General features: G+C 72.2%; 15 protein-coding genes. 7 read left to right on the forward strand and 8 right to left on the reverse strand.

Annotated features, from left to right (window positions below; all coding sequences use genetic code 11):
* Positions 1-13: 13 nt before the first annotated feature.
* From yicI to IFT51_RS13175, 5 genes are all read right to left on the reverse strand, one after another.
* The gene (gene yicI / locus IFT51_RS13155) at positions 14-2,347 is read right to left on the reverse strand and encodes an alpha-xylosidase (protein ID WP_192061546.1); all 2,334 of its coding nucleotides are present in this window, start codon (positions 2,345-2,347) and stop codon (positions 14-16) included.
* A 24-nt stretch (positions 2,348-2,371) separates the two neighbouring features.
* The gene (locus IFT51_RS13160) at positions 2,372-3,286 is read right to left on the reverse strand and encodes a carbohydrate ABC transporter permease (protein ID WP_192061547.1); all 915 of its coding nucleotides are present in this window, start codon (positions 3,284-3,286) and stop codon (positions 2,372-2,374) included.
* On the reverse strand, positions 3,286-4,335 hold the full coding sequence (locus IFT51_RS13165; protein WP_192061548.1) for a carbohydrate ABC transporter permease: 1,050 nt from the start codon (positions 4,333-4,335) through the stop codon (positions 3,286-3,288). Before IFT51_RS13165 ends, IFT51_RS13160 begins: the two co-directional genes overlap by 1 nt.
* 4 nt (positions 4,336-4,339) lie before the next feature.
* The gene (locus IFT51_RS13170; protein WP_244637295.1) at positions 4,340-5,635 is read right to left on the reverse strand and encodes an ABC transporter substrate-binding protein; all 1,296 of its coding nucleotides are present in this window, start codon (positions 5,633-5,635) and stop codon (positions 4,340-4,342) included.
* 137 nt (positions 5,636-5,772) lie between these two features.
* Positions 5,773-6,789 (reverse strand): LacI family DNA-binding transcriptional regulator, encoded by a 1,017-nt coding sequence (locus tag IFT51_RS13175; protein WP_192061550.1) that lies wholly within the window; start codon positions 6,787-6,789, stop codon positions 5,773-5,775.
* A gap of 235 nt (positions 6,790-7,024) precedes the next feature.
* On the opposite strand from IFT51_RS13175, the gene xylA reads away from it, so the two are divergent.
* Complete coding sequence (gene xylA, locus IFT51_RS13180) at positions 7,025-8,218, forward strand: xylose isomerase (protein ID WP_192061551.1); 1,194 nt, start codon at positions 7,025-7,027, stop codon at positions 8,216-8,218.
* A 95-nt stretch (positions 8,219-8,313) separates the two neighbouring features.
* Here the strand turns inward: xylA and IFT51_RS13185 are convergent, their stop codons facing one another.
* Positions 8,314-9,099, reverse strand: a complete 786-nt coding sequence (locus IFT51_RS13185; protein WP_192061552.1) for a GDSL-type esterase/lipase family protein — start codon at positions 9,097-9,099, stop codon at positions 8,314-8,316.
* Positions 9,100-9,405: 306 nt separating this feature from the next.
* Here IFT51_RS13185 and IFT51_RS13190 point away from each other — a divergent pair, with 306 nt between their 5' ends.
* The 6 genes from IFT51_RS13190 to IFT51_RS13215 all read left to right on the forward strand — a co-directional run bounded on the left by IFT51_RS13190 (position 9,406) and on the right by IFT51_RS13215 (position 16,824).
* The gene (locus IFT51_RS13190) at positions 9,406-10,116 is read left to right on the forward strand and encodes a TetR/AcrR family transcriptional regulator (RefSeq protein WP_371740807.1); all 711 of its coding nucleotides are present in this window, start codon (positions 9,406-9,408) and stop codon (positions 10,114-10,116) included.
* Positions 10,113-10,760 carry a hypothetical protein gene (locus IFT51_RS13195; RefSeq protein WP_192061553.1) on the forward strand — a complete coding sequence of 216 codons (648 nt, stop codon included), beginning with the start codon at positions 10,113-10,115 and terminating at the stop codon, positions 10,758-10,760. Before IFT51_RS13190 ends, IFT51_RS13195 begins: the two co-directional genes overlap by 4 nt.
* The gene (locus IFT51_RS13200) at positions 10,757-12,928 is read left to right on the forward strand and encodes a YhgE/Pip family protein (RefSeq protein ID WP_192061554.1); all 2,172 of its coding nucleotides are present in this window, start codon (positions 10,757-10,759) and stop codon (positions 12,926-12,928) included. The genes IFT51_RS13195 and IFT51_RS13200 overlap by 4 nt, the downstream gene beginning before the upstream one ends.
* A gap of 133 nt (positions 12,929-13,061) precedes the next feature.
* Complete coding sequence (locus IFT51_RS13205; RefSeq protein WP_206758088.1) at positions 13,062-14,297, forward strand: glycosyltransferase; 1,236 nt, start codon at positions 13,062-13,064, stop codon at positions 14,295-14,297.
* Positions 14,294-15,379, forward strand: a complete 1,086-nt coding sequence (locus IFT51_RS13210) for a glycosyltransferase family 4 protein (RefSeq protein WP_192061556.1) — start codon at positions 14,294-14,296, stop codon at positions 15,377-15,379. Before IFT51_RS13205 ends, IFT51_RS13210 begins: the two co-directional genes overlap by 4 nt.
* Positions 15,376-16,824 (forward strand): polysaccharide biosynthesis tyrosine autokinase, encoded by a 1,449-nt coding sequence (locus tag IFT51_RS13215; RefSeq protein WP_192061557.1) that lies wholly within the window; start codon positions 15,376-15,378, stop codon positions 16,822-16,824. Before IFT51_RS13210 ends, IFT51_RS13215 begins: the two co-directional genes overlap by 4 nt.
* A 236-nt stretch (positions 16,825-17,060) precedes the next feature.
* On the opposite strand, the gene IFT51_RS13220 is transcribed toward IFT51_RS13215, so the two are convergent.
* Both IFT51_RS13220 and IFT51_RS13225 read right to left on the reverse strand, forming a co-directional pair.
* On the reverse strand, positions 17,061-18,239 hold the full coding sequence (locus IFT51_RS13220) for a glycosyltransferase (RefSeq protein WP_192061558.1): 1,179 nt from the start codon (positions 18,237-18,239) through the stop codon (positions 17,061-17,063).
* Positions 18,236-19,507 (reverse strand): hypothetical protein, encoded by a 1,272-nt coding sequence (locus IFT51_RS13225; protein ID WP_192061559.1) that lies wholly within the window; start codon positions 19,505-19,507, stop codon positions 18,236-18,238. The genes IFT51_RS13220 and IFT51_RS13225 overlap by 4 nt, the downstream gene beginning before the upstream one ends.
* Between the last annotated feature and the right edge of the window lie 3 nt (positions 19,508-19,510).

Here is a 19,510-nt window from a genome sequence, read left to right on the forward strand (position 1 = left end):
TGGAGGCGCCGTGTCAGTCCCAGCCGTTGCCGAAGCGCTCGAGCTGCGGAGCCACGCGCGTCGACCCGGACGAGGAGGCGGTGGTCTCGACCGACACCGCGCCTCCTCGTCTCGTCACGACGAAGTCGGCGGACTCGCCGTCGGGCGTCGTCACGGTCACCGTGCGCGCGCCGTCGCCGCCGGGGAGCACCCGCAGCACGAGGCCGTCGAGGTAGTCGTGGTCGGGGCGGTCGTCACGCCCGCCCATCGGGATGACGGCACCCTCACGGACGTACAGCGGCAGGGTCAGCACCCCGTGGGTCTCGGTGCGCCAGACACCCGCCCCCGCGTCGACGACCTCGCCCGTGAACCAGTTCGTCCAGCGCCCGGCCGGCAGGTAGACCTCGACGGTGCCGTCGGCGGAGAACACCGGCGCCACGAGCAGGTCGTCGCCGAGCAGGTACTGCGTGTCGATGTGCGCCGCACCCCGGTCGCCCGGGAACGCCAGCGCCATCGGCCGCATGACCGGCAGCCCGGTGCGGGTGGACTCGAGCCCCGCGGCGTAGAGGTAGGGCATCAGCCGCAGCTTGAGCTTCGTGAAGACCCGGGTCACCTCGACGGCCTCGTCGTCGAACGCCCACGGCACCCGCACCGAGCTGCTGCCGTGGAACCGGCTGTGGCTCGAGAGGAGACCGAACGCCGTCCAGCGCTTGTAGACGTCGGGATCGGGCATGCCCTCGAAGCCGCCGATGTCGTGACTCCAGAACGAGAAGCCGCTCATCGCGAGCGACAGACCGCCACGCAGCGTCTCCGCCATCGATTCGAAGGTCGAGGTGGAGTCGCCGCCCCAGTGAACGGGCAGCGCCTGGCCGCCGGTCGTCGCCGAGCGCGCGAAGACCACGGCGTCGCCCTCGCCGCGGACCTCCTCGAGGACGTCGAAGACGGCGCGGTTGTAGAGCTGCGTGTACCAGTTGTGCATCCGCTCGGGGTCGGAGCCGTCGTGCCAGACCACGTCGGTGGGGATGCGCTCGCCGAAGTCGGTCTTGAACGCGTCGACGCCCTGGGCCTGCAGCCGACGCAGATGGCCCTGGAACCAGGCCGTCGCGTCGGGGTTCGTGAAGTCGACCAACCCCATGCCCGCCTGCCAGAGGTCCCACTGCCAGACGCTGCCGTCGGGGTTCCTCACGAGGTAGCCGGCGTCGGCCGCCTCGCGGAACAGCGTCGAGCGCTGCCCGATGTACGGGTTGATCCAGACGCAGACCCGGAGGTCGCGCTCGTGCAGACGCGCCAGCATGCCCTCGGGGTCGGGGAAGACCCGAGGGTCCCATTCGAAGTCGCACCACTGGAACTCGCGCATCCAGAAGCAGTCGAAGTGGAAGACGCTGATCGGCATGTCGCGCGCGGCCATCTCGTCGACGAAGGCGGTGACCGTCTCCTCGTCGTAGTCGGTCGTGAACGAGGTCGAGAGCCACAGGCCGTACGACCAGGCCGGCACGTGCGCCGGGCGACCGGTGAGCCGCGTGTACCGGTCGAGCACATCGGCCGGGGTCGGGCCGGCGATCACCAGATAGCGCAGGGTCTCGCCCGCGACCGAGAACTGCACGCGTTCGACCGCCTCGGAGCCGATCTCGTACGAGACGTGCCCCGGGTGGTCGACGAGGACGCCGTACCCGCGGTTCGTCAGGTAGAACGGCACGTTCTTGTAGGCCTGTTCGCTCGAGGTGCCGCCGTCGGCGTTCCAGACGTCGACGGTCTGCCCGTTCTTCACGAGCGGACCGAAGCGCTCGCCCAGCCCGTAGACCAGCTCGCCGACGCCGAGCGACAACTGCTGCGAGACGTACGACGGGGCGTGGTCCGTCGCCGTGCCCGGACGCCCCGCGCCCTTCAGCACGGCGCCGACCATGGCGCCGTCGATCCGCGCGTCGGGGGCCACCTGGTGGTACCCGACCGACTTCGCACCCGAGCGCGTGAGCACGGTGTCGCCGTCGCGGAAGACGAGGTCGAAGGGACCGCCGCGACCCAGGGAGGCGGTGAGCCGCCCCGAGGACAGCGTCGCGCCTCCTTCGGTCACCTCGGCGACGCCGACCCCGGCCGGGCCGCCCTCGGCGCCGACCAGGTCGAAGCCGATCTCGTCGCGACCGCCGGCGAAGTGCGTGACCTCGACGGCGATCACGCCCTCCATCGGCGAGCTGAGGCCCACGGTGAGCACCGGCCGGTTGAGCGTGTCGCCGCGGTGCGCGATGACCTTGGTGGGGGCCGTGACGGCGAGCGAGCGCCCGTCGTCACCGGTCTCGACGTCGTGGACCTCCTGGCCGAAGAGGGAGGAGACGCCGGGACGCGTCTGCCAGAAGCCGTCGGTGAACTTCATGGGGTGCCTTTCGAGCGGTGCGCGCTACTTGACCGCACCGGCGGTGATGCCGCGGGTGAGGGTGCGCTGGAAGAGGAGGAAGAACACGAGGGTCGGGATCAGGCCGAGCAGCGCCGAGGCGCTGGTCGTCGTGACGTCCATCAGGCGGTCGCCCTGCAGCGCCGTGATGGCCACCGGCACCGTCTGGTTCGCGTTCGAGACGAGGAAGGTGAGCGGGATGAGGAACTCGTTCCAGGTCCAGATGAAGAAGAAGATCGCGAGCACCGACAGGGTCGGGCGGCTGATCGGCACGATCACGCGCCAGAGGATCTGCCACCGGCTGGCACCGTCGAGCGATGCGGCCTCGAGGACCTCCTTCGGGAAGGTCCCGTAGACGCTCGACAGGAGGTACGTGCCGAACGCGCTCTGGATCACCGTGAAGATGATGATGACCGCCCAGATGTTGTCGTAGAGCCCCACCTGCTTGAACAGGAAGTACAGCGGGTAGAGCAGGGCCTCCTGAGGCAGCATGTTCGCCAGCAGGAAGAGCACGATGATCCAGGTGCGGCCGCGCACCCGCCCGATGCCGAGCGCGTAGGCGTTGAACACCGAGATGACGACGGCGAACACCGCGACGAGGCCGGCGATCACGAAGCTGTTCCAGAGCTTCTGCGGGAACTCGACGCGGTTCCAGAAGTTCACGAGCCCGTCGAAGTAGAGCGACGTCGGCAGGCTCAACGGCCCGCCGGCCGTGTAGTCGGCGGGCGACTTGAACGAGTTGACGAGGATCAGCAGGAACGGCAGCGCGATCAGCACGCCGAACAGCACGGCCGCGGCGAGGATCGCCCAGTCGGCGGCCGTCTTCTTGCGCCCCCGCTGCTTGGCCTTCGGGAGGCGCGGGTCGGCCACCGCAGGACGGATGCGGTCGTCGTCGACCGGGGGTACGACGGTCGTGGCCATCAGCGGCCCCTCTCTGCTCGTTCGGCCCGGTTCTGGGCCTTGATGAAGAACACCGTGATGACGACGATGACGAGGGTCAGCGCCGTCGCGATCGTGGCGCCGTAGCCGACCTGCTGACTCTGGAAGAACTCGCTGTAGGCGTAGTAGCTCGGCACGATCGTCGAGTCGCCGGGCCCGCCGCGGGTCAGGGCGTAGATCGGACCGAACACCTTGAGCGCCGCGATCGTGCAGGTGAGCACGACGACGAAGATCTCGGGTCGGATGATGCTGACGGTGATGGCGCGGAACCGCTGGAACCAGCCGGCCCCGTCGAGCTCGGCGGCCTCGTACAGCTCGGGGTCCACCCGCTGCAGGGCCGCCATGAAGATGACCACGGGGTAGCCGAGCTGCACCCAGACCATGACCACCATGATGCTGAGCAGCGCCGTGTCGGGGCTGCCGAGCCAGTTGTGCTGCAGCGCACCGAGCCCCACCGCCTCGAGGACGGTGTTCAACGCGCCGTTCTCGGGTCGGAGGATCCAGCCGATCACGATCGCGGCGATGGCCACGGGCAGGATCTGCGGCAGGTAGTAGGTGGCTCGGAGGAACGACGCGAGTCGGCCGCCGAACTTGCGGCCGATCAGGTCGAACAGCATCGCGGCGAGCAGCAGGCCGAGCAGGGTCGGGACGACGACCATCGCGATGATCAGGAACACGCTGTTCTGGAACGACGTCCAGAAGCGCTCGTCCGACATCAGCTCGCGCCAGTTGTCGAGGCCGGCCCAGGTCGGCGGCCGGATGCCGCGGTAGTCGGTGAAGCTGAGGTAGACGTTCCAGACCAGCGGTACCAGCACGACCACCGTGAAGAGGACGAACCCCGGGATCAGATAGAGCCAGAAGCCCCGGCGACCGGAGCCCGGCAGCAGGCTCTCCTCCGGGGGGAGGGCGGGGCGGGCCGCGCGACCGGAGTCGCCGGCACCGCGGCGGGGGCGCCCGGAGCCCGGGAGGGCCGGCGACGTGGGCCGACCCTCCTGGGCGCGCTGCGCCTCCTTCGTGTCGACGGAGGTCATCGCGTCACTCTCCGGTGATGTCGTCGACGCCGCTCTGGTACTGGTCGCCGAGGGTGCTGAGCATGTCGTCGGGTGAGGTCGAACCGTTCACGAGCTCTTGTGTGCCGGCGACGAGCTGGTCGTAGAACGTGGGCGTGGGCCAGTCGGGGTAGAAGGCGAGCCCGTCGCGCTCGAGGAGCGTGTTGAAGTTCGCGATGAGCTCCTGGCTCTTCGGGTCGGTGATGTCGGCCGGGTCGGCCTTGACGGGCACGCCGCCGTTGTTGCCGATGAGGTTCTGGATCTCGGGGCGCATCGTGATGTCGATGAACTTCGTCGCGAGGTCCTTGTTGGCGGCGTTCTCGGGGACGACCCAGAGGTTGCCGCCCGAGCCCGGAGCCATCTCGCTGCCCGGGAACAGGAACGTGCCCCAGTCGAAGGTCGCCTCATCGGCGACACGGCCGGCCCACCAGCTGCCGGAGACCATGATCGGCGCGCCGCCGCTCATGAACGTGGTGCCCATGTCTTCCGCCTTGATGCCCGTGACGTCCTTCGAGATCCAGCCGTTGTCGACGTACTCCTGCAGCTTCTCGGCCGCGTAGGTCAGCTCGGGGCCCTGCCAGTCGACGTCGCCCTCGTAGAGCTGGTAGTCATCGACGAACGAGCGGTCGGCCTGCGAGAGGGCGAGCTGGTAGAAGAGCTGCCCCAGCGGGTACTCGGCACCGGCCTCGGCGAGCGGGGTGATGCCGGCGTCGGCGAAGGTCTGCAGCGCGGCCTCGAACTCGTCGTACGTGGTCGGCACCTCGATGCCCTGCTCGGCGAAGGCGTCCTTGTTGTAGAAGACCTCGACGTACTCGCCGTAGTTGGGGATGCCGTACCAGCTGCCCGAGCCCATGATGCCGCGCTCGTCGTACTTCGACGTCGTGGCGATCGACGGGGCGAGGTCGTCGTCCCAGCCGTACTCCTCGACGGCGTCGTCGAGGTTCGACAGCAGCCCCTGGCTGGCGAGCAGACCGGCGGTGGCGTTGCCCTTGTTGTACTCGAGGATGTCGGGGGCCTCGTCGGAGTTCAGCACCTGGCTGGCGGTCGAACGGATCTGCTCGAAGCTCTTCGCCTCGAACTCCACGGTCGCGCCGGTCTCCTCCTCGAAGGTCTCGATGGCCTGGTCCCAGGCGATGCCCATCGCGCTGGTCTCGCTCTCGAAGTGCCAGAGCTTCAGCGTGTTCGGGTCGGATGACCCTCCGCCGCCGGCGGAGCAGCCGGCGAGCAGTGCGGCGGTGGCTACGAAGGCCGTGCCGGAAGCGGCGATGCGTCGTTTGTTCAAGGTTCTACCTCCTCGTAGAGTGCCCATCGCCTTCATCGTCGAAGCGTTTCGACGATGAACAGGGGGCGACGGAGCGGGTGGTGATTCGGTGGTGGTGCTGTTGTGCTGCGGTGGTGCGGTGGTGCGGTCGGGTGGGTTCAGGAGGCGCGGGTCGGCTCGATGACCGACCCCTTCGCCAGATAGGTGGGCGCGATCAGCTCGACACCCGTGTCGACGCGGCCGTCGATGCGGTCGAAGGCGGCCTCGACCGCTCGCGAGCACATCTCGTCGATCGGCAGCGGGATGGTGTCGAGCGGCGGGTCGAGCTCGTCGGCGGGGTAGCTGGCGCAGGCGGCCAGCACCGAGAGGTCTCGAGGGATGTCGACGCCGAGCCTGCGCAGATGCTGCATCGCGGCCTCGGCGGTGGGCTCGCTGCAGTGGAGCACCAGTGCGGTCATGTCGGGCAGTCGACCGCGGAGCTCGTCGACGGCGCGGATCGCGGAGGCGCGACCGAGGTCGGTCGCGACGGTCAGGCTCTCCACGCCCCGATCGGCGGCGCGGGCCGCGAAGGCGTCGTCGAAGCGTCGGATGAAGCCGGTGTCGCGCTCGAGGTACGAGGCGGGGTGGCCGATGACCCCGATCGACCCGTGACCGTGGTCGGCGAGGCGGTCGACGACGAGACGCGCGGCCGACTCGAAGTCGAGATCGATGCAGGCGAGGTCGTCGACGTCGCGCGGGATCCCGATGAAGCCGGCCGGGAGGTCGAGCTCTCGCACGAGGTCGACGCGCTCGTCGACCGTCGCCACGCCGAGGGCCACGACCCCGTCGACCAGCGAACTCGAGGCGACCCGGCGGATACCCGAGACCTCGTCGTCCGTGGCGAGCAGCAGGACGTCGTAGTCGCGACGGCGCGCGGCCTCGACGACCGCGGTGACGAACCGCATCTGCGTGGGCTGGTGGTTGTCGGCGCGGATCGGCGCGCTGAGGGCGAGGATGTTGGTGCGCGCGCCGGCCAGCATGCGGGCCCCGGCGTGCGGGCGGTAGCCGAGACGCTCGACGACGTCGGTGACCCGCTGCCGCGTGCTCGAGGCGATCGAACGCTTGCCGGAGAGGGCGTACGACACGGTCGAGATGGAGACGCCGGCGGCCTGCGCCACATCGTGGATCGTCGCCATCGTGACCTCACCGTCTCGTCGTCGTGTCGTCCGACCCGTCGAGGCGAAGCGCTTCGACGAGGTTCGAGAGGAGACGATACGACAGCTCCGATCGATGCGCAAGATGTTTGTCGCCCCCGTCAACAAATGGCCGCAGCCCCTCGACCGAGCCGCCTCGGACGTATAAGTTGTAAGCGACAACAATCGCGACCAGCGCCTCCGGCGACTCGCGCCATCGACCATGAAAGGGACACCGATGTCCGTCACCCCCACCCGCGAAGACAAGTTCTCGTTCGGCCTCTGGACGATCGGCTACACCGGAGCCGACCCGTTCGGCGGCCCCACCCGCCCCGACCTCGACGTGGTCGAGGCCGTCGAGAACCTCGACCGCCTCGGCGCCTACGGCCTGACCTTCCACGACGACGACCTCTTCGCCTTCGGGTCGACCGAGGCCGAGCGCCAGAAGCAGATCGACCGCCTGAAGGGCGCGCTCGACGCGACCGGCATCGTCGTGCCGATGGTCACCACCAACCTGTTCAGCGCACCGGTCTTCAAAGACGGCGGGTTCACGTCCAACGACCGCGGCGTGCGCCGCTTCGCGCTCCGCAAGGTGTTGCGCAACATCGACCTCGCCGCCGAGCTCGGCGCCGAGACCTTCGTCATGTGGGGCGGCCGCGAGGGCGCCGAGTACGACAGCGCCAAAGACGTGCAGGCCGCCCTGTCGCGCTACAAGGAGGGCGTCGACATGCTCGCCCAGTACGTGACCGACAAGGGCTACGGTCTGCGCTTCGCCATCGAGCCGAAGCCCAACGAGCCCCGCGGCGACATCCTGCTGCCGACGCTCGGCCACGCGATCGCGTTCATCGACACGCTCGAGCGCCCCGAGCTGTTCGGCGTCAACCCCGAGGTCGGCCACGAGCAGATGGCGGGCTTGAACTTCACGGCCGGCATCGCTCAGGCGCTCTACCAGGGCAAGCTGTTCCACATCGACCTGAACGGTCAGCGCGGCATCAAGTACGACCAGGACCTCGTCTTCGGTCACGGCGACCTGCAGAACGCGTTCTCCCTCGTCGACCTGCTCGAGCACGGCGCCCCTCAGGGCGGCCCGTCGTACACCGGCCCCCGCCACTTCGACTACAAGCCGTCGCGCACCGAGACCATCGACGGCGTCTGGGAGTCGGCCGCGGCCAACATGCGCATGTACCTGCTGCTGAAGGAGCGCGCGCAGGCGTTCCGCGCCGACCCCGAGGTGCAGGAGGCGCTGGTCGCCAGCCAGGTCGCCGAGCTGTCGACCCCCACCCTCGCCGAGGGCGAAGGCTACGACGCCCTGCTCGCCGACCGCGCCTCGTACGAGGACTTCGACGCCGACGCGCACTTCGGCGGCCACGGCTACGGCTTCGTCCGCCTGCAGCAGCTCGCGGTCGAGCACCTGATGGGCGCTCGCGGCTAGATGCGAACGCGCCAGCGTTCGCGCCGCGAGCGCTGACGCGCTCCAGCGCGTCAGACGGAGCTAGATGCGGCTGAGGCCCATGACGGGTCGTCCACTCACCGGTGGGCGACCCGTCGTCGTGCGTCGACCCCGATCAGTGCCGCATGGACGCGCGGTGCGACGATCTCGGCCCACCGGCGGTGCAGGGTCGACCACGAGAACAGGTCGCGGACGGTCATGTCCGCGAGGGCCGCGAGCGGGAAGTCGACGTGGTCGACGCCGATCAGCTCGCGCGAGAGGCGCTCGGTGACCGCGTTGAGCCGGTCGACCTGCCCCGTGATCAGGCGGGAGGCGAGCGGCGGGATCGGTCGGAACTGGGCCATCGGCGGGATGGCGGCGAAGACCACGGCGCACTCCTCGCCGGCCTCCTGCCGGATGCGGCCGACTAGCAGCCGCAGATCGCGCTCCCACGCGCTGGGGCTCGTGGCCGACAGCACGTCCGCGATCCCGAGGAACACGACGGCCGCGCTGGCCCCCTCGGCCGAGAGCGACGACATGGTGACGGCGGTGCGCGCCGTGAGGACGGGCGAGGTGAGCTCCGACCAGGTGAGGCCTCGACCCCGGGAGTGAGCCACGCGCGAGGCGACCTGACTCGATGTCGTCATGCCGTGGCTCAGCACGCCCATGCCCGCGACGGCGATGCTGCCGATGAAGGCGATCCGCTCGGGGGACGGCCCGGTGATCGCCGGGCTGCGCTCGTCGCGGGGGAAGACGGCGGACGCGAGGTCGCGTCGGTACATCTCCAGGTGGAAGGCGAGCAACGGCCGCCCGAGGGTGACGAGGACGGCCATCGGCCCCGAGAAGCGGGTGGCGACGGTGCGGTCGGGGTGGGGCTGGGGCATGCGGTCCTGGTGACGTCATCGCCGCGGGCGGCGAGGGGATCTCCGAGCGAGACCGCTCACGAGTCTCTGGGGGGAGCGCCCGTCGATCCAGACGCATTCGCAATGGGGACAATGCCTGCGTTCCGCTCATCGTCCCCTCAAATGCGGACACGGCCGGACGAAGCGCTGATGAGAAGGTCTTTCCATCGAGGGGAGGCACTCGAGAGGTACGAGTGGACGCGGGAACGGCCCCACGAATTGGGGCCACGTCGTGACGACCCAGGGAGCCATGTTGCACACGACTGTGCAAGATCGTAAGATCGCACCGTGACCACGACTCCTTCGACCCGGCGAGCGCCCCGGCGCGACGCCACCGCCAACCGCGAGGCGCTGATGGCGGCCGCCGTGCGCCTCCTGAACACCGACCCGGGGGTGCCCCTCGAGGCCATCGCGGCCGAGGCGGGCCTGTCGCGGCGCAGCGTCTACGGGCACTTCGCGACCCGCGACGACCTCGTGCGCGAGGTGACGCTGCGCGGCGCGGCGCGCATCGGGGCCGCGGCCGTCGTGCAGCCGAGCTCGAGCGATCCGGTCGTGCAGCTCGCCGCCCTCGGCGCGCGCCTGTGGTCGGAGGTCGAGCACGTGCGGGTCATGGCCCAGTTGACCGTCCGCGGCCCGTTGATGCACGTGGTCGGCGAGGCGCTGGCGCCCCTGCGGGCCTTCGTCCGCGAGACCGTCCGGCGCGGCGTCGTCGAGGGGCGGATGCGCTCCGACATCGACGTCGACACGCTCGCTCACCTGGTCGAGGGTGCCGCGTTGTCGGTGCTGGACGAGGCCACCGCGCGCGATCTCGGTCGCGCCGAGGGGCACCGGCTCGTCATGCTGGCCGTGCTCGCCGTCGTCGGCCTCGGCTGGCGCGAGGCCCAGGAGCTCATCGCGGGCAGCCCCGAACTCGAGCTGGGCGCCCCGGCGGCCGGCGGCGCCCCCGCCGACGCCTCCGCACCCCTCGGCGACCCCGCCGACGCGGCGGTGTCCGCATGAGACTCGAGCTGCTCGACGCGGCCGTCGGCGACGGCCCCGGCGCCCCTCTCGCCCCGCTCACCGTCACCGCCGACCGGGGCCTCCCCGGCTTCGTCGCCGTCGAGACCGAGAACGGCCCGACCGTCGCGAGCCTCGTCGCCGGCGGGCGGATGGCACCCGAACGCGGCCGCGTCCTGCTCGACGGGAGCGACGACGCCGACGCGATCCGCGCCTCCTTCGCCCTCGTCGACACCCCCGGCGTGGCCGAGCCGTTCGCCTCGCTCACCGTCTCGCAGGTCGCCCGCGAGGAGCTCGCCCTGGCGGGTCTCCGCAGCGACCGCGCCTCCGTCTCCCTCCTCGTCGAGTCGCTCGGTCTCGACGAGCACCGGCGCACCCGCCTGCACGCGCTCCCCACCGAGCGCCGCGTGCGACTGCTCACCGAACTGGCCGTGCTGCGCCCCGACGTGCGCGGAGTCGTGCTCACGACGCCCGAGCGGCACGGCGGCGACGTGCACGCCTGGCTCGGCGTCGTCGACGACCTGGTCGCCCGCGACTACACGGTGCTCACCGTGACGAGCTACGCGGCCCTCGCCCAGGCCTCGATCCCCTCGCCCGACGTCGACGACGACGCCCCGTCTCCGACACCCGAAAGCGACCCCTCGTGAAGATCGTCACCCTCGTCCGTTCCGAGTTCCAGCGGCTGACCTCGACGGGGCTCGCCCGCCTCGCCCTCGTCGCGCTGATGACGGTGCCGCTGCTCTACGGCGGCCTGTACCTCTGGGCCAATCAGGACCCGTACGCGAAGCTCGACAAGGTCCCCGCCGCGCTGGTGGACGCCGACTCGGGCGCCGTGTCCGACGGCGAGACCGTCGACTACGGCGCCGACGTGACGAAGGAGGTGCTCGACGGCGGCGACTTCGACTGGCACGAGACGACCGCCGAGGAGGCGCGGGCCGGCCTCGAAGACGGGACGTACGACTTCACGTTCACGATCCCGACGGACTTCAGCGCCGACCTCGTGTCGGCGTCGAGCGACGACCCGCAGCGCGCGCAGATCGTGCTCGCGACCAACGACTCCAACAGCTATCTGTCGACCACCATCGCCGAGCAGGCCGCCAAGACGATCCGGGCGTCGGTCACCGAGCGGGTCGGCAAGGAGGCCGCGACGCAGCTGCTCGTCGGGTTGTCCGACATCCGCACCAGCCTGGGCGACGCGGCCGACGGCGCCGCGCAGCTGAACGACGGCCTCGGGACGAGCGTCGGGGGCGCGGATCGACTCGCCGCGGGTGCGGCCGACGCCCGTGACGGCGCCGACCGGCTCGCTGCCGGCGCCTCCGACGCCCACGACGGCGCCGACCGGCTCGCGACGGGGGCCGCCTCGGCCGACACCGGCGCTCGCACACTCGCCGACGGCGTCGGAGCGCTGAGCACCGGCGCGACGACGCTCGACGCCGGGTTGCAGCAGCTGCGCTCGAGCACCGCTGAGCTGCCCGCGCAGACGCAGGCGCTCGCCGACGGCGCCGCCCAGGTGGCGGCCGGCAATGATCAACTGGCGACGACCGTCGCCGGGGCCGCCGCCGACAGTCAGACCGCGGTCGACGCGCTGCCCGAGGCGCAGGCAGCCGCGCAGTCCGACATCGCCGCCGCTCTGGCGGCGCAGGGCTACGACGCCGATCAGATCGCGGCCATCGCGGCCACGTTCGCCCCCGTCACCGACGACCTCACGACACGACTGACCGGCGCGAACACGCAGCTGCAGGCGCTGAACGGCTCGGTCGCGCAGCTCTCCGCCGGTGCCGACCAGGTGGCCGCGGGCACGAGCACCCTCGCCGAGCAGACCCCGGCGCTGACCTCGGGCATCTCGTCGGCCGCCGACGGCTCGGCGCAGCTGTCGACCGGCGCCGCGACGGCGGCCTCGGGGGCGACCGACCTCGCGACCGGACTCGGCACGCTCGACTCGGGCGCCGCCTCCCTCGCCGACGGCCTCGGCACCCTCGACACCGGCGCGACCACACTCGCGTCGGGGCTCGACACGCTCGCCACCGGCACCGTCGATCTGCACGACGGCCTCGTGCAGCTGCGCGACGGCAGCACGACCCTCTCCGACGGGCTGCAGAACGGGCTCGCGCAGATCCCGGCGAGCACCGACTCGAGCCGTGACGACCAGGCGTCGGCGATCTCCGACCCGGTGTCCGTCACCGATCGCGCCCTGACCAGCGCCGGCACGTACGGCGCCGGGCTCGCCCCGTTCTTCATCAGCCTGGCGGCGTGGATCGGCATCTACGCGCTGTTCCTGATCGTCAAGCCGCTGTCGAAGCGGGCGATCACGGCCGTCAAGGCGCCGGGTCGCGTCGTGGCCGCCGGCTGGCTGGCGCCCGCGCTGCTCGGCCTGGTGCAGATGGTGGCGCTGTTCGGCATCGTGACCGGCCCGCTCGGCTTCGACGTCGTGCACCCCTGGGCCATGGTGGGGCTGATGGTGCTGGCCTCGGCCACGTTCGCGGCGATCATCATGATGCTGAACGTGCTGCTCGGCAGCGTCGGGCAGTTCCTCGGGCTCGTGCTGATGGTCGTGCAGCTCGTCACCGCCGGCGGCACGTTCCCGTGGCAGACCCTGCCCGCTCCGCTGGCGGCCCTGCACTTCGCCCTGCCGATGAGCTACGCCACCGACGGACTGCGCCAGGTGATGTACGGCGGCAGCCTCCCGACCGCTGCCGGAGACGCCGGCGTGCTCGCCTGCTGGCTGCTGGGAGCCCTGCTCGTCTCGTACCTGGCCGCCGCCCGGATGACCCGCCGACGGACCCTCCGCGACCTCCGACCGTCGCTGATCGGCTGACACCCGGCCGCCCTGGGCGGCACCGCCCGAGGCGGGGAACCGAGGAGGCGCGGGTCGAGACCATCCCGACCCGCGCCTCCCCCCGTGGCATGTCGCCTTGACGTGCCACATGCCGGTGAACAAAACTGTCGTGATGCACACGCACCGCGCGACACCCACGCCCGCCGTCCTGGCCTACCCGATGCACGGGCAGACCAAATTCACGACCGAGGGGTACCGGACGCGCGACGCCCACCTCGTCGAGTGGCTCGGGCGGCTGACGGGAGACCGCGGGGGCGTCGCCGTGGTCTCGCGACCGGAGCCTGCGGTGCTCGCGGTCGGGGCGTCGTGGCGGGGCGGGCGGCCGGGGCGGCGACGACCGGGCGGGCCCCCCGGTGTCGCGGCAGGGACGCGGCCGATCGAGACGACCACCTGGCGGCTGCCCGACCCGCGCGACCGACGGCGGTGGTGGGTCCGCTCCGCCGACGCCTACCCGGGGCTGACCCATGCCTGGTGCGATGTCCCCGCCGTGGTGTGGAACCCCTTCACGGCACTCGCCCTCCCGCACGCGAACCCGTTCGTGACCGGACGCACGACCGTGCTCGACCTGCTCGACGACTGGACCGTGCACCACGCGTTCGCGGGCATCCGATCCGACGTCGAGCGCGCCTACGCCGCCGCCTTCGCCTCGGCCTGCCAGGTGACGGCCAATGCCGAGGGCACGGTCGAGCTCGCCCGCCGCTTCGGCCGCGACGACGTCGTGCTGCTGCCGAACGGCTGCGACCCCGAGCGGTTCGACAGCACGTCGGCCGCGACGGGTCCGCTCACCGTCGGCTACGTCGGCAAGATCGGACGGCGTCTCGACCTGGGCGGCATCGTCGCCTGCGCCGAGGCCGAGCCCGACGTGCGCTTCGTCTTCGCCGGCCCCGTGCTCGACCGCGAGTACCACCGGCCCCTCGCGTCGCTGCCCAACGTGACGCTGCTCGGCGACGTGCACTACGACGACGTGCCCGCCCTGCTGCGGACCTTCGACGTCGGCTGGGTGCCGCACCGGGTGGGGAGCGGGGAGCGGGCCGGAGGCCGGGGCGGCGGGGTCGGGGCCGAGGCGGGGGGCGAGGTGGGGGGCGACATCATCAAGACCTACGAGTACCGGGCGGCCGGGCTGCCCGTGCTGACGACCCCGGTCGACGGCTGCGATCGCCGCGGCCTCGACGAGGTCGCCGTCCTCCCCCTCGATCGGCACGCCGACCGGATCGGCGCCTGGAGCCGGTCGGGCCCCCGCGTCGCCCGCCGCCCGGCCGCCATCCCCCGCGAGGCGACCTGGCGACTCAAGGCCGAGACCGTCCTCGGCGCCCTCGCCCCGGCGTCGGTCGCGCGGAACCCCCGATGAGGGTCGCTCTCGTCGCCGCCCCGCTGATGGCCCGGAGCGGCGTGCACCGCTCGGCCCACGACCTCGTCGCAGCCGCCCGGGCGCGGGGTCTCCCCTGGACCGCCCTCCTCGGCATGCGGCCCGACGCGGCCGGGGCGCCGATCGACGCCCCGGGGGTCACCGAGACCATGCTCGTGCGCCACGGCGTCGACGTGCTCCGCGAGGTGCATCGCGCCGTGCACGCCGACCCCGACGTCCGACGGGCCGACGTCGTGGTGTCGCTGGTGCCGCAGAGCGACATGGTGGTCGCGGCGTCGCGCGCCCTGCGCCACGCACCGCGGGTCGCCTGGGTGCGGGGTCTGCCCTGGCCCGCGGCGGGCGAGCAGCGTGGTCTCCGTCGACGGCTGCTCACCGCCCTCGAGTCCAGGGCGCTCCGCACCCTCGACGACGTCTGGGCGACCTCCCCGCTGCTCGCCGGCCAGGTGTCGAGGGCGCGGGTGCCCGCGATCGTGCCCGCCGGCGTACCCGGTCTCCCCCGCACGAGCCACGGCGATCAGGAGGGGCCGCTCGTCTGGGCGGGTCGGCTCTCGGTCGAGAAAGGGCCCGGCGAGTACCTCGATCTCGTGCGTCGCGTCGGGGGTCCGGCGCGCCTCCACGGCTCCGGTCCGCTGGAAGACGGACTCCGCCGTCGACGGATCCCCGGTCTCGACTGGGTCGGCTGGCTGCCGGCCGAACGACTCTGGCGCGACGCCGGCATCGCCGTGACGACCTCGTACCGCGACGCCTTCGGCCGCAGTCCGGTCGAGGCCGCGTCGGCCGGCGTGCCCGTGCTGCTCAGCGACGGGACGGGCGCGGCACCGGCCCTGTACGTCGATCCCGAGCTCCGGCGGCGATTCGTGCTGCCCCTCGGCGACCACGACGCGTGGGACTCCGCCGTCCGCGACCTCCGCGGCGACGCCGATCTGCGGCGCCGAGTCTCGGACCACGTGCACGCGAACGCCTCCGAGCTGACCATCGAGCGATCCCTCGACCACGCGCTGCAGCGGCTGCGCGCACTGGCACCGCACCTCCACCCCACCACCGAACGGACGACAGGCTCATGACGCTTCTCGACCTCGTCGGCGCCCTGCGCCGGTCCGCCCTGCTCGTCGTCGCGATCACACTGGTCGGCGTCGCCGCCGGCGCGGCCGTCGTCGCGCTGACGACCCCGCTCTACACGTCGTCGACCCTCCTCTTCGTGTCGGTCCGTTCTGCGGCGGCCACGACGGCGGGCGAACTCGTCCAGGGCAACGCCGCCGCCCAGCAGAGGGTGCAGTCGTACGTCGGCGTCGCGACGAGCCCGCGGGTGCTGCAGCCCGTCGTCGACGAGCTCGACGACGGGACGACCCTCTCGTCGCTCGCCCCGCAGGTGTCCGCCGAGACCCCGGTGAACACCGTGAACATCCGCATCACGGTCGTCGACGCGGACCCGGCACGGGCCGCGAGTCTGGCCGGGGCGATCGCCGAGAGCTTCCGCACGGTCGTCGTCGACGAGCTCGAGACCCCCGCGCCCGGCGGCACGAGTCTCGTCGGGGTCGAGACGCTCGCTCCCCCGGTGGTCGCGACGGCGCCGTCCAGCCCCGACCTCGCCGTCGACGTGCTGCTGGGCGGCCTCGCCGGCCTGGCCGTCGGCGTCGCGGCCGCGGCGCTCCGAGCCCGTCTCGACACGCGGATCCGCAGTCGCGCCGACATCGAGGCGGTCACCGGCGGCACCCTCCTCGGGGCGCTCGGCTTCGACCGCGACGCCGAGCAGAGACCTCTGGTCGTCGCCGCCGACCCGCGCAGCCCGCATGCCGAGTCGTTCCGCTCGCTGCGGACGAGCGTGCAGTTCATCGGCCTCGACCGGACGGCGCGCTGCCTGGTCGTCACGTCCGCACTGCCCGCCGAGGGCAAGACGACGACCGTGGCGAACCTCGCGATCGCCCTCAGCGAGACCGGGTCGCGGGTGATCGTCGTCGACACCGACCTGCGCCTGCCTCGGCTCGCCGACGTGCTGGGCCTCGAGGGGGTCGTCGGGGTCTCCGACGTGCTGCTCGGCAAGGCGAGTCTCGCCGACGCCGTCCAGCCGTGGGGGCGGGGCGGACTCGACGTGCTGCCGGCCGGGACGCTGCCGCCGAACCCGAGCGAGCTGCTGGGGAGCAACCGCATGGCCGATCTGCTCACCGAGCTCGCGCGGCACTACGACCACGTGCTGCTCGACGCCCCGCCGCTGCTGCCGGTCACCGATGCAGCCGTGTTGAGCCGCCTCGCCGACGGTGCGATCGTCGTGGCCGCGGCGGGCCGATCGACCCGAGGGCAGCTGACCGCCGCCCTCGAGATGCTGACGGCCCTCGACGCGACGTCGTTCGGCGTCGTCGCGACGATGCTTCCCGCGACCGGGCCGCAGGCGTACGGGTACGGGTACGGGTACGGGTACGGGTCCGCCGGGCCGCAGGGGCGGAAGCGTGCCGCGGTCTCGGAGCCGCGCCCACCCCGCGCGACCGAGGAGCCCAGCCCCGCGCCGTCCTGAGCCCGGCCGCACGCCCCGCCGCCTCCTCCACCTCGCCCCGTCTCCTCCGCCTCGTGCGTGCAAATCGCGACCAAGTCGGCGTCTGAAGGCGGTTTCGGGGGCGATGAGGAGCGTTTCGGCACCGTTTTGTCGGGTTCGGCACGCCCAAGCCCACCGGCGCGGTCGGGTTCGGCCCGCCAGACGCCAGCGACACAGCCGTCCCCGCCCACTCAGCCGACGCAGCCGACTCAGCCGACTCAGCCGAGGAGGGCGCGCAGCTCGGTCTCGTAGGCGGCGCAGACGTCGCTCCACGCGTAGTGCCTCCGGGCCCGCCGCCGCCCCGCCTCGCCCAGCTCGGCCCGTCGCCCGGCGTCGTCGAGCAGATCCGTGACGGCGAGGGCGATCGCGCCGGGCTCGGGGGCGACGAAGACGCCGGCCGCGCCGAGCACCTCGCGGTTGTACACGGTGTCGCGGGCCACGACCGGGGCGCCGCAGATCATCGCCTGCACGAGTGCCGGGTTCGTGCCGCCGACGCTGTGCCCGTGGAAGTACACGCCCGCGTTCCGCCAGAGGGCGAAGAGACGGCGGTCGTCGCGGAGGTGCCCGAGGTGCACGATCTTCGGCGAGCGCGCCGCCAGCTCGGCCACGCGGTCGTCGAGCTCGCCGCCGTAGCCGCTCGACCCGACGATCACCACGGTGTGCCGGCGAGCGACGACCTCGGCCGCCGCGACGAACTCCGCCACCGTGTTCTCGGGGACGAAGCGAGCGACGAACAGCGCATAGCCGCCCGGCTCGAGGTGTGCGTCGGCGATCGACAGCTCGGCGGTGGTCGGGTCGGGCTCGTCGGCTCCGTACGGCACGAAGACCCCCTCGACCCCGAACTCGTCGAGCCAGCGACGCTCGATCTCGCGGGCGTCGCAGACGATGCGGTCCGCCCAGCGCGCCGTCGCCATCGCCCCGCCACGGAAGACCGCGCGGGCGACGCGACCCCACTTGGCGCGCTCCCACTCGATGCCGTCGACGTTGACGAGCGTCGGCACGCCGCGCCAGCGCAGCAGCGGCAGCCAGAAGCCGTTCGCGCAGTTCATCACCAATGCGACGTCGGGGCGCCTCCGCACGGCGTCGACGATCGCGGTCAACCCGTAGGTCAATGTGCTGAGCGACCGGGTCTCGAGCCCTCGGGTCTCGCGGCGCAGGATGCGCGGGTCGGCGCCGTCGGCGCTCGTCGCCCCGGGTCGACCGTAGACGGTGACGTCCCACCCGGCGTCGGCGAGCGCGGGGGCGAGTCGGCGGACGGCCGTCTCGAACCCGCCGTAGTGGCTGGGGTAGCCGCGAGTCCCGATCACCGCGACTCGCGGGCGCCGCCCGGACGGGCCGAGGGGGCCGTCCGGGATCGCGGCGGCAGGACGACGGGACGGGTAGCGAGTGGGTGTCATGCGAGGCTCTCCGGTCGGCGGGGGTCGGGCACGGTCGGTCGGCCCGCGAGCGCCGTCGCCCCGGCGGCGAGGACGGTCATAGAAGGCCAGAAGACGTAGTCGAAGGTCACGAGCATCCCGACGAAGACGGCGCAGAGGGCCCGGGCGAAGGGATCGCGCGTCGCGAGGGCGACGACGAGCACGGCGATCATCAGGGCGACGCCGACCACCCCCTGCGTGGCGAGGGTGGTGACGAGCTGGTTGTCGAGCACCCAGAACCCGTCTTGGGGGAACAGCCCCTCGTCGTAGAGCCGCTCGACCGTGCCCACACCGCTGCCGAACAGGACCTCGGCGAACGGGCGACCGAGGAGGCGCGGCACCGATCGCAGCGTCCCGGCCCGGTTCTCGTACGAACCGGACGACAGGAACCGGTCGGACGCCACACCGAGCTCGTCGACGAACACGACGACGACGACCACGACCCCGAGGAGCGCCGCCGCGGCACGGACGACCCCGCGCCCCTCGGTGGCCGACACGATCAGCACCGCGACGGCGAGCACGGCGGCGAGCACGATGCTGCGACTGCCCGAGAGGAGCATCCCGGCGACCAGGGCCGAGCCGACGAGCACCCTGACCGGGCCGGGGACGCGGCGCCGCGCGGTGATCGTCACCACGAAGGCCACGCAGAGCACGACCCCGTAGGGGATGGGGTGCCCGAGCGTGCCCTGGACCCGCTCGAGCCCGCCGGGGAGGAGCGTGTTCACCAGCACGTACGCGTTCACGTCGCGGTGGCGCAGCCCCCAGGGCACCGGGTCGCCCGTGACGAACTCGACGAGACCGAGCGCGACCTCGAGCAGGCCGATCACGACGACGCCGACCCCGAGCACTCGGAGGTCGGTCTCCGTCACGCGCAGCAGGCACCAGGCGGCGCCCACGGCGAGCACTCCCACCCGCAGCGTCAGACCGATTGCCTCGGGGTAGCCGATGGCGGTGGTCACGAGGGCGAGGCCGAACGACAGCCCCGTCAGTCCGACGACGACGCCGCCTCGCCGCCTGACGGGCGCCCCCGGCAGCACCGCGGCGACGGCCAGCAGCACGATCGCGCCGTGGACGGCCCCGGTGCGGATGCTCTCAGGCGCCGCCGACGACGCGGTGCCGACGAGCAGCCCGAGCGCGACCACGAGGAGGGCGCCCCGGCGTGCGGCGGAGGGCACGAGCAGAGCCCCCACCACCATGACGGCCAGGACGATCAGCCCCGCCGCGATGGCGCCCGGACCGGTCGTCGACATGCC

This window comes from Frigoribacterium sp. CFBP 13712, from assembly GCF_014842255.1.
Lineage (GTDB): Bacteria > Actinomycetota > Actinomycetes > Actinomycetales > Microbacteriaceae > Frigoribacterium.